We start from the raw sequence: 17782 nt of genomic DNA, 5'->3' as shown, positions 1-17782 counted from the left end.
CATGAAAAAACTATCCTTCGTTATTTTCCCCGCGCTTGTCCTCGCAGTACTTGCTTCCTGTGGTGGCCCGAAGGTTAGCCAAGCGGAATGCGAACCCGTAGTGAACGACTTATTCAAGAATCTTACCGAAGGTAAATCGACTGAAGAAATCGAAAAATTAAATTCACTGCGTCCTTCTCTTGCCCCTATGTTGCTCAAAGAGTGTATGTCGGGTAAGTATGAATTAAGTTGTCTTAAGTCAGCGAAGGATATCCAAGCCCTCGCAGTCTGTAAGAAATAAGTTTTATTTCAAATATCTAGGGCCCTTCCCACGAAGGGTTCTGGGTATTTCATCTCTTTCACATATACCTCTTAATCTTCTTTCAAAAGAAAAAATCCTCTTTCTTCCGTATAGCAGCCGTGCTCTCGATAAGGCCCCGATGGGAAGAAGTGAATTCGCTGTGCATACCGAATTCCGTTTTCAACGCATTTTAAACAGATATCCCAGCGGATGGCCCAATCGCATTCTTCCTTTCGGAAGGCAGGTAAAACCCTTAATAGCGGTTTTGATTCAGGTGTTTCCTTGGGAAAGACATTCGTAGGGGAAGATCCGACTTGCTCGAAGTCCAGAAGAAGAATTACAATAAGTAACAAGCCGAATTTTGCGTTTAGGGATGTCATCGAGTCGCTTCGTATACAATATCGGTTATTTTATTCGAAACCTCTTTTTCTTGGTGGATTTTCTCGTACTAGAATCATAGAGTTTTTCAAAGAAAGTAGTTTTCTTCGAGTTCCGAAGGATCTATTTTCAAAACGAGGAAATCCGGATGATATTTGTGCAAAGATTTCTACCTTATTATATTCTGCTGATCATTTCTATTCTTCCATCGAGTCTCTCTGCTTTCGATCATAAACATACTGACTGGGATGCCTTACTAAAGAGGCACGTGAGAAAGGGGCTAGTAGATTATGTCGCATTTAAGAAAGACATTTCATCCCTGGATACATATCTGAAGAATTTAAGTTCGGTAACTCCGGCCGAATATTCTAAATTCAATGAGCCAGAAAAGCTTACATTTCTCATAAACGCCTACAATGCATTTACCGTAAAACTGATCTTGGATCATTTTCCTGTAAAAAGCATTAAGGAGATCGGAAGTCTACTTTCAAGTCCGTGGAAGCGGGAATTTTTCGAACTGCTGGGGGAACGTAGGAACTTAGACTGGATCGAACACGTAAAGCTTCGAAAGGATTTTAAGGAACCTCGAATCCATATTGCGATCAACTGTGCTTCCTTGGGATGCCCCCCTCTTTTGAACGAATCATTCAAATCAGACCACGTCAAAGACCAATTGAGCAAGATTTCCAGGGCTTTTTTGAAAGATCCTAGTAGGAACTATTACGATTCTCCCGAGAAAACTCTCTATCTCTGCAAAATCTTTGATTGGTTCAAAGAGGATTTCACTCGGGATGGGGGCAGCCTGATCGACTTTTATAATAAAAATAGCGATTCCGCAATTCCCTCTGGAGTTTCTATCAAATTTAAAGATTATGACTGGAGCTTAAATAAGATTCCATAGGCGATTTTTTTTAGAAAAACTTCCTCTTCTTGGAAAAACCTTTTTCCTTAGGTGTTAAAAAAATTGAACGCATAAAAACACCGGAGGTGAAAGGGATCTGAAAAAGGAGCGAACGCTTGTTGGGGTCGGAAATGACTTGAATTAGGTTTTCCAGCTAGGATTATTGCTGAATGGAGTCCCGGAAAGTTTTTATGGAAACCCTTTATAGGGAATCCAGCGGGAGAATTTTTGATTTCCTATATAAATATACGGGAAATCCAGAGGTTGCCTCTGACCTAATGCAGGATACTTTCCTTAACTTCTTTAAGAAGTACGCTGATTCTGATCTCAATCGGGAACAATCCCTTAAACTTCTATATACGATAGCTAGAAATCGTTCGATTAACCATGCAAAGAAATTTTCCACCGTACGGGAAGCCGGAACGGAGGATATGGGAGTCTTTCAGGAAGAAGGTCCGACATTTGTTCGTAAAGCGGAACTCTCCGACTTGGAAGCAAGGCTCAAGGATTGCCTGAGTGCGCTTCAAGAGGACGAGAGATATGCGATCGTTTTGAAGAATATTGAAAATTATACATTAACGGACATTGCCGAAGTAATGGGGATTTCCGTTGCTACGGCTTCGCGTTTGGTGGTTCGAGCTACGGGGAAGCTTTTAGAAATTGCTAAGGAACGCCAGATACTTCCCGGAGCATGATGTGTAGAGATATTAGAGAGAAAGAGTTGGAGAGAATGGACGAAGAGCTGGAAAAAAGAATAAGGGAAGCGATTGAAGGTGGAGCAAATGATTTAACTCCGTCGATCGATATGTTGAATTCTCTTATTGCCAAATCTTGGGGAGATCAGCCTCTAACAAATTCCTCTTTCGAAGAGATTTATAAAAAGGCGGCATCGACAAACGTAAAAATATTTAGGAATAAAGCCTGGTATTTTCTTGCAGCGGCCGTCATTCTTATTACCCCTTTACTTTTTCTTTTTAGAAGCGGGAAAGCTTTCAAGCAAACGCCTGCGGATTCTTCCATTCTTGTAGTCCAGATAAACGGCAAAGGTTATCTTTCCGCAACGGGCTCAAATGATCGGTTAGCTCTTAATGAAGGCGAGAATGTGGGGAAAGGGCAAGTGCTTTCTACGGATCGCAATTCAATCCTTTCTCTTTCAGTCGCAAAGGGGGAAGCAATACTTTTAGATCCTGAGACTGACTTCGAAGTAGTAGACGGCCAAAAGAAAACGTTTCGATTGCACTCGGGAAAACTTCTCGCACACATTCACAAGAATCTTAAAAAAGAGGATTTTAAAATTCTTACTCCGAACGGAATTGTTGAAGTTAGGGGTACGAAATTTTCTGTAACGGAAAGCGCAGAGTTCGGAACTCAGGTTTCAGTATTAGAAGGTAGAGTGGCCGCTATCCGAGGTAGCGAAGAGGATAAGGGTGAGCAGGTGTTGGAACCTGGCCAGAGGATTCGTCTAAATTCTAAAGGCTTCCAGAGATCCTTTCTAACTTCCTCCGAATTAACTGAGCTAAGCGAGGAATTTACCCGGTTGAAGGTTGAAGAGATCCCTCGAGACACTACAAAATCGTTTTCGACAAAAGACGAACTTTTTAAGGAATACCAGAGATTTGAGAGAGTGGTTTTGACTGATAAAACTTCGTTAGAAGGAGTCATCATCGATATGGATGGAGATTTTCTATATCTTCAGACGCTCCAAAAGGAAATTCGGATCCCTAGAGATAGTGTTCAGGAAGTGATTCAAGTTCGATAAATAAGAAATATTTTTGACACGGGGTAATTTCCCCTGGAAGCTACCTAAGAAGGGAATTGCAATGCCGGAAGAAACCCCTAGTACATCTCATAAGCCCTCTAGATATAAGAGACACCTTGCTAATTACCTTATAGATAAGGATTTTCAATTACGATTCTTCCTAAACTTTTCTTTGCTCTTTCTGCTGGGATTATTTCTCACCTTAGGATTTCTCTTTTGGACTCATTCCACAAAGTATGATAAAGGTGTCGTTTTTCGGCTCCGGGAAGATACGGTTAAAGTCTATCAAAAAGGGTTCGAGTTCGTGAATGGTGAAGAGAAGGAAAAATTTGTCGAACGGGACATCGCTCTTCCGGATTACGATCATAGTTTAGATATGTTCACCATTCAGTTTAGAGGGATCCTTTTATTCTCACTTTTATACTTGTTTCTCTCGGCAATATTTGTGATCGTCTACTCCCATAAAATGGCAGGACCGATTTATAATATTAAAAAGAACTTAAGATCCTTGTTAGACGGAGAACCTGTCGAAAGAATAAGGTTGCGCCAGGGGGACGAATTTCAGGAATTGGCGGATTTATTAAATAAAGTGATCGATGAAAGGATGCATGGTAAAAAGTGAGGAATGAACGGGCTGAAGGTCCTATATTTTCACTTTCTTTAGATATTCTTTATTCTTTATTTTCCCGATTCGTTTTCCAAAAGATAGAACTTAATCCGTGGACGTTTGAGAAAACAAAGTGATTGATCCGATCACCCCTACCCAAACTACTCATATCTTTCACCTGAAGGATTCTCGCAGAATGAAAGTTGTGAAGGATCAGAGCGTAAATCTAATCTTAACCTCACCACCGTACCCGATGGTCCAAATGTGGGACGACCTCTTTAAGCAATGGGACGTTAAAGTAAAGAGACTTCTCTTGGAAAATAAAGCGAGTGAAGCCTTCGAGAGAATGCACTTGCAACTTGATGCAGTTTGGAAAGAGAGTTTCCGCGTATTGAAAGAAGGCGGGATTCTTGTTATTAATATTGGCGACGCGACTCGTAGTTTTAAGCAAGAATTTCAGTTATTTTCAAATCATTCTCGAATTCTTCAATCCTGTCATAAGCTAGGCTTTAATTGTCTTCCCGATATTCTATGGCGAAAGCAAACGAATTCCCCGACTAAATTTATGGGATCTGGAATGTTTCCAGTGGGCGCTTACGTAACTTATGAACATGAATATATTTTAATTTTCCGAAAAGGGAGCAAAAGAATTTTCTCGAAGGCGGAATTAGAACTTCGACGTGAGAGTGCTTTTTTTTGGGAAGAACGGAATAAATGGTTTTCCGATATATGGGAAATTAAAGGTGAAAAACAGATTGTAAAAGGTGTAGGAACAACTACAAGAAACAGAACGGCTGCTTTTCCCCTCGAATTTGCTTACAGATTGGTGAATATGTTATCGATAAAAGGGGATATAGTTTTGGACCCTTTTGTCGGGACTGGAACAACTTCTTTAGCAGCGGTATTGACAGCTCGAAATAGTATAGGGTTTGATATCGATTCCGGGATATTAGAAATTGGGAAGTTGAGAATTGAGAATTCGATCAAAATATCTTCCGAAATTTTAGGTCGGAGATGGCGTGAACACGCGGATTTCATCGCCCGGCGTATTCGAGAAGGAAAAAATGCGGTCCATATTAATGAAAATTATAATATAGGTGTAGTGACTGCTCAAGAGAGGACTCTCAAATGGGAAAGTGTGCATTCGGTTGATCGTAAAAATCATTTATCCTACACGGTAAATCATGTTCCTTTCGAACCCAAAAAGGGAAAAAATTGTTGAGTTAATACTTCATGGACTGCTATTTTTTTTGAAAATTATAACTTAAAGTTTACTTCTCTTCGTGCGGGTTTATTGCAATGAACAAATTAAGAAGGTAATCCATATGAAAGTTCGCGCAGTTGGTCAGCAATTAATTACGAGTTTCTGCATAGGGTTAGCAATGGCAATTTCGCCAATCGAGCCGGCCGAGGAAATTAGTGTGGTCCTTTTCGTCACCGGCGAGGCTTTTTATATTCAGAATGGCAAAAGAAGCGAAGTAAAAAAGAATATAGTTCTGAAAAAGCAAGATCAAGTTGAAACGATCAGGGGTAAAGTAGATCTGCAGATCGGGTCAAGCTCGGTTATCAGGATATCGCCATATACTAAAATTCAAATTTCGGAACTTTCATCGTCGGCAAAGGAAAATAAGTCAACGATCGACCTTGTTTCGGGAAAGGTTTTCGCGAAAGTAGATAAAAGTTCGAAAAAGGAAAACTTTGTAATTACATCAGCTTCCTATACTGCAGGTGTCCGTGGTACCCAATTTGTTATTGGCGAAGAATCGGAGCAGATACGTGCAAGTAATCCTGATCACGAAGATTCAAATATTCCAAATGGTATTTTTGTAAAAGAAGGAGAAGTAGGCGTTTCGACTGATTCCAATAACACGACGTCCGTCCATTCAGACGAAGAGATAGTCATTTCTCCTACAGGATTATTAAAACAACCTTTGCAAGCTTTTATGAAGGAAAAAATGAAAATTATTGATGAATTTCGTAGAATGAAAGATGAAAATTATAAAATGCTTAAAGATCAAATTTTGAAGAACCAAGAATTGCTGCATAATGCCAATACGAAGGTAAATCAGGAGTAAAAAATCTCCATTCAAAGATTTTGAGAAATTTCTTCGCGCAACAGAATAAAATAATACCTGTTATCGTTATGCATTCGATAGCTACATTTCGGGGCGAACAAAGGCAGACCATTGCGGTGCGACGTCATAATAGCCCATCTACAGTTTTAATTCCTGCACGAATATGGGAAAAGGTTTGGTTGAGATGGAACGGCAGCTTTTCCGAATATCTTGAATACTTGTTATCGAAGTACAGATTATCGCTGCACCTTAAAGAAGATCTTTGTAAAAATCGGCTCCGAGTTACGTTTCAGGATAGGGGATTGAATTTAATTCGCTATAGTTATCGGCCATTTGAAGAAGATTATCAAGAATTAAAAACCTTATCTCTTGCTCACGGAGTTTCAATTAATCTCCTTATCGTTTATTTAATTGAAATGGACCAAAATTTCATTTGGCAGAAAGTTTTATCTTTATTTTGGAAAGGTAAAATGCCTCCCCAACCGAGAGTTTCCATTTTTTATAGAGAGGTCGACTTTTTTCACAAGCAAATGTCGATAGCGAGTATGTTCGAACCGACCGTATTCTATTTGGCAAGGGGGGCAATTTCATGGTCGATTCTATGAATTTCTTAGTGGAGCTTCGTTTTTCCAATTAACCATTTTTTTTAGCTTGAACAAATCAAGATATCTTGATATCAGGAAAAGGTGGGTAAAAGTAGCGGGATGCTTGATTTGGAAAGTTTAAACGCTTCACAGCTCGCCGAAAAAGGATTGGCGGATCTTACGGTTCAAACTGATTTCCAGTATAATGCGAATTCGCCATCTAGGGAGATCCTTAATGCGTTAAAAGCGGTCTCAGATGAAACTAGAATTAGACTATTATTGGTTCTGTCGATTGCACCATTCAATGTTCAGGAAGTGACCGAAGTTATGGGAATGGGCCAGTCTAGAATTTCCCGCCATTTGAAAATATTGGCCGATGCTGGATTTCTCCATTTTCAGAGAGAAGGCTCATGGGTTTATTATAAAGTAAAAGATCCGACAGTAGGGAATAATTTCCAAATTCGAATTTTCAATATTCTGATGTCACATGAAAGAGACTTGACTTACTCGGTAAGGGATATCGAAAAAGCAAAGGAAATATTAAAGCAGAGGGATCTTAAAACCACTCGTTATTTTGATTTTGTTGCAAAGGATTGGGAAAATCTGCAACAGGATGTCTTAGATCCTCTGCTTTATAGAAAGAAAATTCTTCAGCTATTACCCGACTCGCTGTGTAGGACCTTCGACTTAGGATGTGGCCCTGGGGGGTTAATACCATATCTTCTAACTAAGAGCCAGGAAGTTATAGGTATTGATTCGTCTGAAAGTATGATTCGAGAAGCAACCCTAACTTTTCTGAATAATCCAAAAGTAAATTTTATTGCGGCAGATCTTGAAATGCTACCCGGAGAGTTAGAGAATTCCTCTGATGCGGTAGTAGCTTCGATGGTTTTACATCATATTTCTAATCCGCCTAAGGCGATGAAAGAAGTGCACCGAGTTCTCAAAGATGGCGGAACCTTTTTAATCGTAGATCTGAAAAAACATAGTCAAGAGTTTATGCGCGATAATTTTGCAGATCTATGGTTAGGTTTCGAACCGGAACTCTTAAGCGATTGGCTAGAAGATTCCGGTTTTACAATTGAATCCGTGCAAGAAATTGAATCTCAGAAATACTTCAAAGTATTAATTATTAAAGCTAAGAAAAAAGGAGGACTTTAATGTCCACTGCAGCACAAGAAAAAGGTTTAGACTATAAGGTTAAGGATATCTCACTCGCCGATTGGGGGCGCCAAGAGATTATTCTGGCGGAAAAGGAAATGCCGGGTCTGATGGCATTACGTCAAGAATATAAAGGGAAACAACCACTGAAAGGGACTCGTATTGCTGGTTCTCTGCATATGACAATTCAAACGGCCGTTTTAATCGAAACTCTGACTGAATTAGGAGCGCAGGTTCGTTGGTCATCATGTAATATTTTTTCGACGCAAGATCATGCTGCTGCTGCGATTGCGAAATCAGGCGTTCCGGTATTTGCGTGGAAAGGAGAAACCGAAGAAGAATATTGGTGGTGCGTTGAGCAGACTTTATTTTTTGAAAATGGAACCGGTCCAAATATGATTCTGGATGATGGTGGCGATCTAACCATGTATATTCATGAGAAATATCCCAAACTTCTTGAAAACATCAAAGGAGTTTCTGAAGAGACGACTACCGGTGTGAAAGGGCTCGAGAAACTTTTAAAGAAAGGTGAATTAAAAATTCCGGCAATCAATGTCAACGATTCGGTGACTAAATCAAAGTTTGATAATCTTTATGGATGCAGAGAATCACTTGCGGACGGTATTAAAAGAGCTACCGATATCATGCTTGCGGGTAAAGTTGCTTTGGTTTGCGGATATGGCGATGTCGGCAAAGGGTCCGCTGCTTCTTTAAGAAACTTTGGAGCGCGCGTAATTGTAACTGAAATCGATCCTATTTGTGCGCTACAAGCCGTTATGGAAGGATATCAAGTCCTTCGTGTAGAAGATGTAATTGAGACGGTCGATATTGTAGTAACTTCGACAGGCAACGATGACATCATCACACTTGAGCATATGAAGGCGATGAAAGACGGTTCAATTCTTTGTAATATTGGCCACTTCGATACGGAAATTCAAATGGCGCGTTTAAATTCCGAAAAAGGTGTTACCAAATTGGAAATCAAGCCGCAAGTCGATAAGTATACGTTCCCTGACGGAAAGGCTATCATAGTTCTTGCAGAAGGACGTCTAGTAAATCTAGGCTGCGCGACTGGACACCCATCGTTTGTAATGTCCTGTTCATTTACGAACCAAGTATTGGCTCAAATCGAACTTTGGAATAACAAGTATGAAATAGGTGTATATCGTCTACCCAAGAAATTGGATGAGAAAGTTGCCGCCTTGCATTTGGAGCAGCTTGGTGTTCGTCTTACGACCTTAAACGCGAAACAAGCGGAATACATAGGCGTACCAATCGAAGGACCTTATAAACCGGAGCATTATCGGTATTAATCGGTAAAAGTACGAAACGGGTAGGTGAATTTTGGCATATGTCGTTACTGAACCTTGCGTAGGGTGTAAGTATACTTACTGTGCCGCTGCCTGCCCGGTGGAAGCATTTCGGGAAAGCGAGAACCTTGTTCTAATTGATCCGGACGTTTGTATCCATTGTAACGACTGTTTGCGGGAGTGTCCCGCAAACGCGATTTTCCCCGAGGATGAAGTCCCACCGATCTGGAAGGATTGGATTTTAAAAAATGCGGTGGAGTCGAAGTTCCTACCTGTCATTCGTGAGTTAAAAAGACCTTTATTAAAAGAACCGTGCAATACTAAATCATTATGAAAAAAAAATTCCCGGCATATACAAATTCAAAAGCTAAAGAACTGATTACTCTGTTGCAAGAGAGAATTCTTGTCTTGGACGGTGCAATGGGCACGATGATTCAACGGCATAATTTGGACGAGACGGCGTATAGAGGAGAACGGTTTGCAAATCATACTTCTTCCTTAAAAGGAAATAATGATCTACTTGTGCTTACCCAGCCGGACATAATTGAAAGTATCCATTTGGAATTTTTGCGGTCCGGCGCTAATATAATAGAAACAAACACATTCAATGCAAATAATATTTCCCAAGCGGATTATGCGATGGAATCCATTGTCGACGAGCTTAATCGTGCCGCAGTTAAGGTAGCTAAATCCGCTATTCAAAAATTCAAACTGCAAGAACCGAGTCGCCCGGTTTTCTTAGCCGGGGCCTTTGGACCTACAAATAAAACGCTTTCCCTCTCCCCGGATGTAAATGACCCAGCATTTCGCGCCATTACCTTTGACGAATTGGTAGAAACCTTTTATGAACAAGTAAGGGCTCTCGTTGAAGAAGGCGTGGATTTACTTCTTCCCGAAACAAATATCGATACGCTTAATCTTAAAGCTGCGATTGTCGCTATAGAAAACGTATTTGAAGATCTCAAAGTGAGGCTACCGGTTTCTCTATCCGTGACGATCACAGACGCATCTGGTCGAACGCTTTCCGGACAAACTATCGAGGCCTTCTATAATTCCGTTTATCATGCAAATCCGTTGTCGGTTGGAATCAATTGCGCGCTAGGTGCCGCGGAAATGAGACCGTATATCGAAGAACTTTCTAGAGTCGCAGACTGTTTTATAAGTTGTTATCCGAATGCAGGACTACCTAACGCATTCGGAGGCTACGACCAAACTCCGGAAGAATTCGGAAAATTCTTAGGAGAATTTTCAGCGGCTGGCTGGTTGAATATCGCCGGCGGGTGTTGTGGAACTACTCCGGATCATATCGCGGCAGCAGCAAAAGCAGTTGTCGGTAATCCGCCTAGAATAATACCTACGATTGCGGATTTTACTAGATTGTCTGGACTAGAACCTTTAAATCTTACACCGGATAAAGGATTCATAATGGTAGGTGAAAGAACGAATGTTACCGGATCGCCAAAGTTTAAAAAACTGATTTTGGATGGAAATTTCGAAGAAGCCGTTGCGGTCGCTTTACAGCAGGTCGAAGCAGGCGCAAATATAATAGACATAAATTTTGATGAAGCTTTGCTTGATGGCGAAGCTTCCATGACTCAATTCTTAAACTTAATAGCGGTAGAACCGGATATCGCAAAAGTACCGTTCATGGTCGACAGCTCTAAGTGGTCCGTGTTGGAAGCTGGACTAAAGTGTATTCAAGGTAAGCCGATCGTGAATTCCATTTCTTTGAAAGAGGGAGAGGAAAAGTTTCTAGCTCAAGCTCGTCAAGTTAGGAGATATGGCGCAGCAGTTATAGTCATGGCGTTTGATGAGCAAGGGCAGGCGGCAAGTAAGGATGAGAAGGTCAGGATTTGCAAGCGAGCTTATGAATTATTAATCAACGAGGCAGATTATTCTCCGTCAGACATTATTTTCGATCCGAATATTTTGACTGTCGGGACCGGAATCGAAGAGCATAATAATTATGCGGTCGATTTTATTGAAGCGATTCGCGAAATTAAAATAAAATGCCCCGGAGCAAAAATTAGCGGTGGATTAAGTAATATCTCCTTTTCTTTCCGGGGCAATAATCCCGTTAGGGAGGCAATGCATGCTGCCTTTTTATATCATGCAATTCAAGCAGGTTTAGATATGGCCATCGTAAACGCTGGTATGCTTGCCGTTTACGAGGAGATACCTAAGGACCTGCTGGAACTCGTCGAAGACGTACTTTTAAATCGCAGACCGGATTCAACGGAGCGACTAATCGATTTTGCGGAAACTGTTAAAGCCGGCGATAAGGTCGATAAAAAAGAAGACGTATGGAGATCCGGTTCCGTTGAACAACGTCTTGAGCATGCTTTAGTTAAAGGAATTGTTGAATTCATTGAGCAAGATACGGAAGAGGCTAGGGTAAAATACGACCGACCGTTGAGTGTTATTGAAGGCCCGATGATGGACGGGATGAGAGTTGTCGGTGATTTATTCGGCTCCGGAAAAATGTTTCTTCCGCAAGTAGTAAAAAGCGCTCGTGTTATGAAAAAGGCAGTGGCGTATCTTTTGCCGTTCATGGAAGAGGAAAATAAAAGGCAGGCTCAAGTTTCGCAAAAACTAAAATTTCTAATTGCGACTGTAAAAGGTGATGTTCATGACATCGGTAAGAATATCGTCTCCGTGGTGCTTGCCTGCAATAACTACGAGGTGGTAGATTTAGGGGTGATGGTTCCTTGCGAAAAAATATTAGAGGAAGCTAAAGCACAAAAAGCGGATATAATCGGCTTATCCGGGTTGATCACTCCATCTCTGGATGAGATGGTATATGTTGCTTCCGAAATGCAAAGAACCGGTTTTACCGTTCCGTTGCTCATAGGAGGAGCTACTACAAGTTCGGCACATACTGCGGTAAAAATAGCTGAAAAATATGATCATCCTGTCGTTCATGTTATTGATGCTTCGCGAGTCGTAAATGTTGTAGGGAAGCTATTGAACCCATCGTTGCGAGACGAATATGTTGAACAAATTAAATTAGATCAGAAATCACAACGTGAGATTTATTTCAATACTAGAAGCGAGCGAAAATTAGTTTCAATCGAGGAAGCAAGGGAGAACAGATTTATTTCGGATTGGAATGCGATTACAATTTCAAAACCGAATATCACCGGAGTGAAAGTCTTTGATGAAGAGATTTCATTAGAAACTTTAGTTCCGTATATTGATTGGTCACCTTTCTTTCAGGCCTGGGAATTAAAGGGTCGCTTTCCGTCTATATTAGAAAGTGAAATTTATGGAAAGCAGGCGAAAGAATTATACGAAGATGCGCGTAGGCTTTTGGAAGATATCGTTAAGAATAAACGTTATAAAGCGAAGGGTGTGATTGGTATTTTTCCTGCCAATAGCGTTGGCGATGATATTGAAGTTTATGAAGATGAAACGAAATCAAAGATTCTCTGTGTTTTTCATACGCTTCGTCAGCAGATTTCGAAAGAAGATAAGCAGGAGCCGAATTATTGCTTGGCCGATTTCATCGCTCCCCAGGAAACCGGGTTGACCGATTATATCGGCGGTTTTGCAGTTACGTCGGGGCATGGGGTCGAAGAGTTTGCGAAGATCTTCGACTCAAAATTGGATGATTATAACTCAATTATGGCGAAAGCTTTAGGAGATCGGCTGGCGGAAGCGTTTGCCGAGTATATGCATCTTAAAGTTCGAAAGGAATATTGGGGGTATGCTTCCGAAGAAAATCTTCCTGTAGAGGATCTTATTCGGGAAAAATATCAAGGTATTCGTCCTGCCGCTGGTTACCCGGCAAGTCCGGACCACACGGAGAAGCGTACTCTGTTTGATCTTTTGCAGGTTGAAAAAAATACGGGTATAACCTTGACGGAGCATTTTGCTATGTGGCCTGCAAGTTCCGTAAGTGGACTGTATTTTGCTCACCCTGATTCAAAATATTTCGCCGTAGCAAAAATTAATCGCGATCAGATTGAGGACTATGCTAAGCGCAAAAATACGAGTGTAGCTGAAATTGAAAGATGGCTTTCACCCAATTTAGCTTATGATCCCAAAGAAGTCGTTCCTACCGTCTAATAAAAAGGAGCGATTTGACGATGGTAGAAGTTCCTACAAAGATATTGGAGACGCATGCAGAATTTTCGGAAATTTGTTATCCAAATTCGGAATTCTCATTCCATCCTTGGTTAGCGTCGGAAATTCGAAAGAGAATCGGGGGATCCGTAGCTTCCCTAAGAGCTATCGAGTGGGCTTGTGAGGATCACTCATGTCCAATAAATGAAACTTGGATTGAGGTTTTTGCAGAAGATCAGGGGCAATTGCTGAAGACGATTCGGATTTCGAGGAAGAAGCATCTTATTAATAAGTTAGATTTGAAACTCTCGTTTGAAAAACAGGGCTTGTAGGAACTTCGACGATATCCAGGAGAAAAAGGAATAAACCTGCTTCCCTTCTAAGCCGGTAAAAAATGTAGTAACTAAGACAAATTCCTCGTTTCCATCATTTAGGCAAGTTTGGAGAACTTTCTGAAAAACTATATTTCACTCCTAACTGCCCTTGGATTTCAGATGTAAGTACTCCGTCGGTAGTCGGAAACGGTTGATGGAGGGGAACACGAACTAAACCTTCAAAACGTAGATTTCGTGTAGAGACAGAAAACCCAGGATTGACATAATATTCATACCCTTGAGGCCAGCCTTTGAGTGCAACCGGAGGTTCGACTGGAATTAGGGTTTTGTCGTTAAATCGCTTAACTCCCGAAACTTGTAAGAAGAAATCTAATTGGTTTTGGCTGCTTGTTCCAGAAAAAACAGAGTAGCTTACTCCGATCGATGATTTGGCGGATTCTGGAACGGCTAAACCTACACCGTTCCCAGCCATTCTCATCCCTAATCCCATATGAATTCCGGCATGACCCGCAATATATCCAAGCAATAAATTACCGGCTTGGTTATCTATTCCTCGCGAAATATTTTGATTTACGCCAGGTAGTGAAGTGCTTTGGCTTCGAACGTCAGTCAACGCATCAAATGCTCGGCGTTCCGTCGTAGCTCCTACATATGCTTCGCCGGAACCTGGTTTCGGCTGATTTGCCACCGACAATGCCATAACGAAAATTTCTTCTTTCCCCAGAGAAGGGTATAGGGCAAAGAATTCACGTCGGCCTCTAACGATCTGGGGCGGCTTTGGAAGAAGAGTATTCATTCCCGGGATCGATTCCCAAGCTTGATTTTCTGTCGGGATGAGACCGCTCAGAAGTTTTGCTTCGAATGGACCTTTAAAAGTAAATGCTGAGAAGAATAAAACTGGTTTTTCTTCTTCTACGCTTTTTTCCTTTCCGTCATTGACGTTTTTTGGCGAAGATTGTTCAGGTGAACTAAAAACGCCAAACGAGTCCCAAAAAAGACCCGAATCTGTTTCAGCGTAAGTCATTGATAACCCAAGGAAAACCGGTAAAAAGAAAATGGTGGCAGATCGTAATATGGGACGAGCTGAGTTCTTTTTTAGAATCTTTCTTCCCATTTACATCCTCTATTAATGATATATGACGAAGGAATCCCTGTTGCCAATGAAAAATCAATTTGAAACGTCGAAAAAAAGGGAACGCCTATGTATGATATTAAGGAAAAACCGGGATGAAGACAAAAATAAAGAATTTTGGCGAATGTAGAATAGAAAGTCCGGCCGGTTACGAATATTACACACCGGAAGAATCAAAGGCTATTTTCAGGACGGTTTTCGAGAATCGAGAGGATTGGAAGCATTACCTCGAATCTGAAGTAGATTTCTTTGAACAGGCAGGCCCTCGGGAAAAAATTTATTTCGATCCGCAAAATGTAACGGCTGGAATTGTTACCTGCGGTGGACTTTGTCCCGGTATTAATGATGTCATTCGCGGGATCGTAATGGAATTGACATATCGCTATGGGGTTCGAAGAATTCTTGGTTTTCCTTACGGGTACCAGGGGTTAGTGAAACGCTACGCTCATCGCCCGATAGAACTGACACCGGAAAATGTCGCCCATATAGGTGCTGACGGAGGAACCATCCTTGCCTCGTCGCGAGGAAATCAGGCTCCGGAAGATATGGTAGATACACTTGCTCTCTACGGAGTAAAGGTTCTATTCTGCATCGGCGGCGACGGGACATTACGTGGAGCAAAGGAAATCGTTCGAGAAATTGAAAAACGAAACGAAGAAATCTCTGTCATTGGAATTCCGAAGACCATCGATAACGATATTAATTATGTCCAAAAAACATTCGGATTTTCTACTGCATTTTCAAAAGCAATGGAAGCAGTAGAATGTGCCCACGTTGAAGCGAAGGGTGCACCTAACGGAATCGGGGTCGTAAAACTAATGGGTCGCCATTCCGGTTTTATTGCAGTCAATGCCGCCCTCGCATCTCAGAACGTGAATTACTGCCTAATTCCTGAGGTCGATTTTGATTTAGATGGGAAGGGTGCCTTTCTAGAAATTCTTAAAGATCGAATTTTAAAAAGAAAGCACGCAGTCATCATCGTTGCCGAAGGCGCCGGACAGAAATTCTTCGGAAAAAATGAGGAAAGGGATGCGTCCGGGAACTTAAAACTCGGCGATATCGGAGTCTTTTTGAAGAATAAAATTATAGAGTTTTTTAAAAAAGAGAATATAGAAACCAACGTAAAATACATCGATCCCAGTTATATAATCCGGTCGATTCCTGCTAATCCGGAAGATTCTATTTTCTGCGGTTTTCTAGCTCAGAATGCGGTTCACGCGGGCATGGCCGGAAAAACGGATATGGTAATCGGAATTTGGAATAATGTATTCACCCATTTACCTATCGATCTCGCTATTCAGGAAAGAAAGGTCTTGCAGCCGAATAAGAGCACGTTATGGCGGACTCTCCTCGCTTCCACCGGACAGCCGCCTCGGATGACTAATCGCTAGTCATAGTTCCTACAAACCAAACCACGACCACGGAATCTCAATTCAGTCGGACTAGGACTAGAGTATAATCGTCATGGGGGTCGGCTTCCCCTCTGAACGCATCCGTCGTATCTAAGATCAAATCTTTCAGATTTTCTACAGGCATGTCCCCGTTACGTTCGATAAGTTTTGCAAGATTTTCTAATCCGTACATTTCCCGAGTTTCGTTGGTCGTTTCACTAACTCCATCGGTATAGAGAACGACTAAATCTCCGGGTTGGTATTCTACTTCATGCTCTTCAATCTCGGATTCTTTGATACCGAGAGGCATCCCTTTTCCGGAAAGCATCACAACTTTCTTGTCTTTAGCTTTGTACAAAAGTTGCTCGTTGTGGCCGGCGCTTGAATAACGAATTCTTTTCTTGAGCATGTTGATTCGAATCAACATTACGGTTACGAACATAAAGTATCCGGATTTCTCCTGAATAATACGGTTTGCCCCCATTAAGCTGATACTCGTCGAAGAATTGCGAGCTACTTCGTCCGCAATGATCGTTTTGGAAAATTCCATAAAAAGCGCGGCGGAGATTCCTTTTCCGGAAACGTCCGCTATTAATAGGCTAATTTCGTCCGGATTATGATAAACAAGATCATAAAAATCTCCCCCGATCTCTTTGGAAGCGGTATAAGCGGTTTCGATCTCCAGTAAGTGCATTTTCTTGGGGATACTCGGCAGTGAATTGAGCTGGATCTGGGAGGCGATTTGCATATCTCGTCGGATCGAGGTCAGTTTTTCTTTCTGATTTTTAACGAGGAGGCTATTATAAGCTTCCGCAATTTGATTTGATATCGTACTTAAAATGGAAAGATCTTGCGAAGAGAAACTGTCGCCGCTCTTTTTATCGGCAGCGTTTAATATTCCGATAATTTTTCCATCCTGTCTGATCGGTACTGAAACAAATGACCTCGTTTTATATCGGATAGGATTTAAAAGATTCGGGTCGATATCGGTTTGTCCTTGAACGAGCAAAGGTTTCCCGTCGGAAAGAATTCGATTCAGAATTCCTTGCGACTCGTCCACAAGTTGGGATTCTTCTTCGATTCCAAAACCGATGGATTTAGAAAGTTCGAAAGATTTAGTCCGTGGATTCTGGAAAATTAAAGAAACCCTTTCCGCGCCTAGCACGTCGGAAATCGAATGGACGGTTAGGTTTAAAAACTGATCCAATTCGCTGATATTCGAAATAGCTTGGGAAATCTGGTACAGACAGTCGAGTTCCCGCGCCCTGTCTTTGAGGTCTTTGATGAGGCGTCTATTTCGTATGGCAATAGCGGCCAAATCCGAGAGGTATTCTAAAATTCTAATATCTTTCGAAGTAAAATCGGGGCGTTCGTTGGAATTAACCGCCTCTAACACTCCCTGAATTTCCCCTTGAGTTTTCATGGGAACGCAAATCAGATTCCGAGTCGTAAATCCTACTGCTTGATCGATATTTCTATAAATACGAGGGTCATTAGCCGCATCGTTCGTAATCACGGGCTCCAGACTTTCCAAAACCATTCCGGCAATCCCCTTGCCGCGAGGAACCTTCAGTTCGGTAAGAGATTCCCCTTTGTCGCCCTTGGCAATTTGAAATACTAAGCAATCTTCTTCCTTATCGTACAGCAATAAGGAGCATCCCTCGGTATTTAAAACGTCTTTGGTAGTTTCTATGATAATTCCCAGCAACTCCTCCAAATTATCAGTGGAGTTGATGCGGGCGGTGATATCGGAAATTAAGGAAAGAGAGAGCTGCTTAAAACTCATGAGGCTAGTTCAGTGACT

Annotated in this window: 16 protein-coding genes; 13 read left to right on the top strand and 3 right to left on the bottom strand. The window is 41.5% G+C overall.

Annotated elements, in window-relative coordinates:
• Position 1 precedes the first annotated feature (1 nt).
• Complete coding sequence (locus LEP1GSC050_RS04345; protein ID WP_010568429.1) at positions 2 to 280, top strand: TIGR04454 family lipoprotein; 279 nt, start codon at positions 2 to 4, stop codon at positions 278 to 280.
• A gap of 71 nt (positions 281 to 351) precedes the next feature.
• Here LEP1GSC050_RS04345 and LEP1GSC050_RS04340 read toward each other — a convergent pair whose 3' ends face one another.
• Entirely contained in the window at positions 352 to 660 is a 309-nt protein-coding gene (locus tag LEP1GSC050_RS04340; protein WP_010568430.1) for a hypothetical protein, read from the bottom strand.
• A 146-nt stretch (positions 661 to 806) separates the two neighbouring features.
• On the opposite strand from LEP1GSC050_RS04340, the gene LEP1GSC050_RS04335 reads away from it, so the two are divergent.
• From LEP1GSC050_RS04335 to metH, 11 genes are all read left to right on the top strand, one after another.
• Complete coding sequence (locus LEP1GSC050_RS04335) at positions 807 to 1559, top strand: DUF547 domain-containing protein (RefSeq protein ID WP_010568431.1); 753 nt, start codon at positions 807 to 809, stop codon at positions 1557 to 1559.
• A gap of 170 nt (positions 1560 to 1729) precedes the next feature.
• Positions 1730 to 2254, top strand: coding sequence for an RNA polymerase sigma factor (locus LEP1GSC050_RS04330; RefSeq protein ID WP_020987061.1), 525 nt, complete (start codon positions 1730 to 1732; stop codon positions 2252 to 2254).
• On the top strand, positions 2251 to 3318 hold the full coding sequence (locus tag LEP1GSC050_RS04325) for a FecR family protein (RefSeq protein ID WP_232225651.1): 1068 nt from the start codon (positions 2251 to 2253) through the stop codon (positions 3316 to 3318). Before LEP1GSC050_RS04330 ends, LEP1GSC050_RS04325 begins: the two co-directional genes overlap by 4 nt.
• 61 nt (positions 3319 to 3379) lie before the next feature.
• Entirely contained in the window at positions 3380 to 3940 is a 561-nt protein-coding gene (locus tag LEP1GSC050_RS04320) for a hypothetical protein (RefSeq protein ID WP_010568434.1), read from the top strand.
• A gap of 181 nt (positions 3941 to 4121) precedes the next feature.
• On the top strand, positions 4122 to 5147 hold the full coding sequence (locus LEP1GSC050_RS04315) for a DNA-methyltransferase (RefSeq protein WP_051184843.1): 1026 nt from the start codon (positions 4122 to 4124) through the stop codon (positions 5145 to 5147).
• A 160-nt stretch (positions 5148 to 5307) separates the two neighbouring features.
• Positions 5308 to 6000 carry a FecR family protein gene (locus LEP1GSC050_RS04310; RefSeq protein WP_198012831.1) on the top strand — a complete coding sequence of 231 codons (693 nt, stop codon included), beginning with the start codon at positions 5308 to 5310 and terminating at the stop codon, positions 5998 to 6000.
• Positions 6001 to 6068: 68 nt separating this feature from the next.
• A complete protein-coding gene (locus tag LEP1GSC050_RS04305; RefSeq protein ID WP_084695312.1) occupies positions 6069 to 6605 on the top strand; it encodes a DUF1564 family protein in 537 nt (178 codons plus the stop codon).
• Positions 6606 to 6704: 99 nt separating this feature from the next.
• Positions 6705 to 7745 carry an ArsR/SmtB family transcription factor gene (locus LEP1GSC050_RS04300; protein ID WP_010568438.1) on the top strand — a complete coding sequence of 347 codons (1041 nt, stop codon included), beginning with the start codon at positions 6705 to 6707 and terminating at the stop codon, positions 7743 to 7745.
• Entirely contained in the window at positions 7745 to 9058 is a 1314-nt protein-coding gene (gene ahcY, locus LEP1GSC050_RS04295) for an adenosylhomocysteinase (protein WP_010568439.1), read from the top strand. Before LEP1GSC050_RS04300 ends, ahcY begins: the two co-directional genes overlap by 1 nt.
• Positions 9059 to 9089: 31 nt before the next feature.
• Positions 9090 to 9389, top strand: coding sequence for an indolepyruvate ferredoxin oxidoreductase subunit alpha (locus LEP1GSC050_RS04290; protein ID WP_010568440.1), 300 nt, complete (start codon positions 9090 to 9092; stop codon positions 9387 to 9389).
• Positions 9386 to 13123 (top strand): methionine synthase, encoded by a 3738-nt coding sequence (gene metH / locus LEP1GSC050_RS04285; RefSeq protein ID WP_020987072.1) that lies wholly within the window; start codon positions 9386 to 9388, stop codon positions 13121 to 13123. The genes LEP1GSC050_RS04290 and metH overlap by 4 nt, the downstream gene beginning before the upstream one ends.
• Before the next feature lie 423 nt (positions 13124 to 13546).
• Here the strand turns inward: metH and LEP1GSC050_RS04275 are convergent, their stop codons facing one another.
• Positions 13547 to 14569, bottom strand: coding sequence for an LIC_20087 family outer membrane protein (locus LEP1GSC050_RS04275; protein ID WP_010568443.1), 1023 nt, complete (start codon positions 14567 to 14569; stop codon positions 13547 to 13549).
• 113 nt (positions 14570 to 14682) lie between these two features.
• Between LEP1GSC050_RS04275 and LEP1GSC050_RS04270 the strand changes: the two genes are divergently transcribed.
• Positions 14683 to 15978: an ATP-dependent 6-phosphofructokinase gene (locus LEP1GSC050_RS04270; protein WP_010568444.1), complete on the top strand. Its 1296-nt coding sequence runs from the start codon at positions 14683 to 14685 to the stop codon at positions 15976 to 15978.
• A 37-nt stretch (positions 15979 to 16015) separates the two neighbouring features.
• Here the strand turns inward: LEP1GSC050_RS04270 and LEP1GSC050_RS04265 are convergent, their stop codons facing one another.
• Positions 16016 to 17764, bottom strand: a complete 1749-nt coding sequence (locus LEP1GSC050_RS04265; RefSeq protein WP_010568445.1) for a GAF domain-containing SpoIIE family protein phosphatase — start codon at positions 17762 to 17764, stop codon at positions 16016 to 16018.
• Positions 17765 to 17782: the final 18 nt, after the last annotated feature.

The organism is Leptospira broomii serovar Hurstbridge str. 5399 (assembly GCF_000243715.2).
GTDB lineage: Bacteria > Spirochaetota > Leptospiria > Leptospirales > Leptospiraceae > Leptospira_B > Leptospira_B broomii.
Note: the sequence above shows the minus strand (reverse complement) of the source record. Positions and strands in the feature narration are given on the sequence as shown.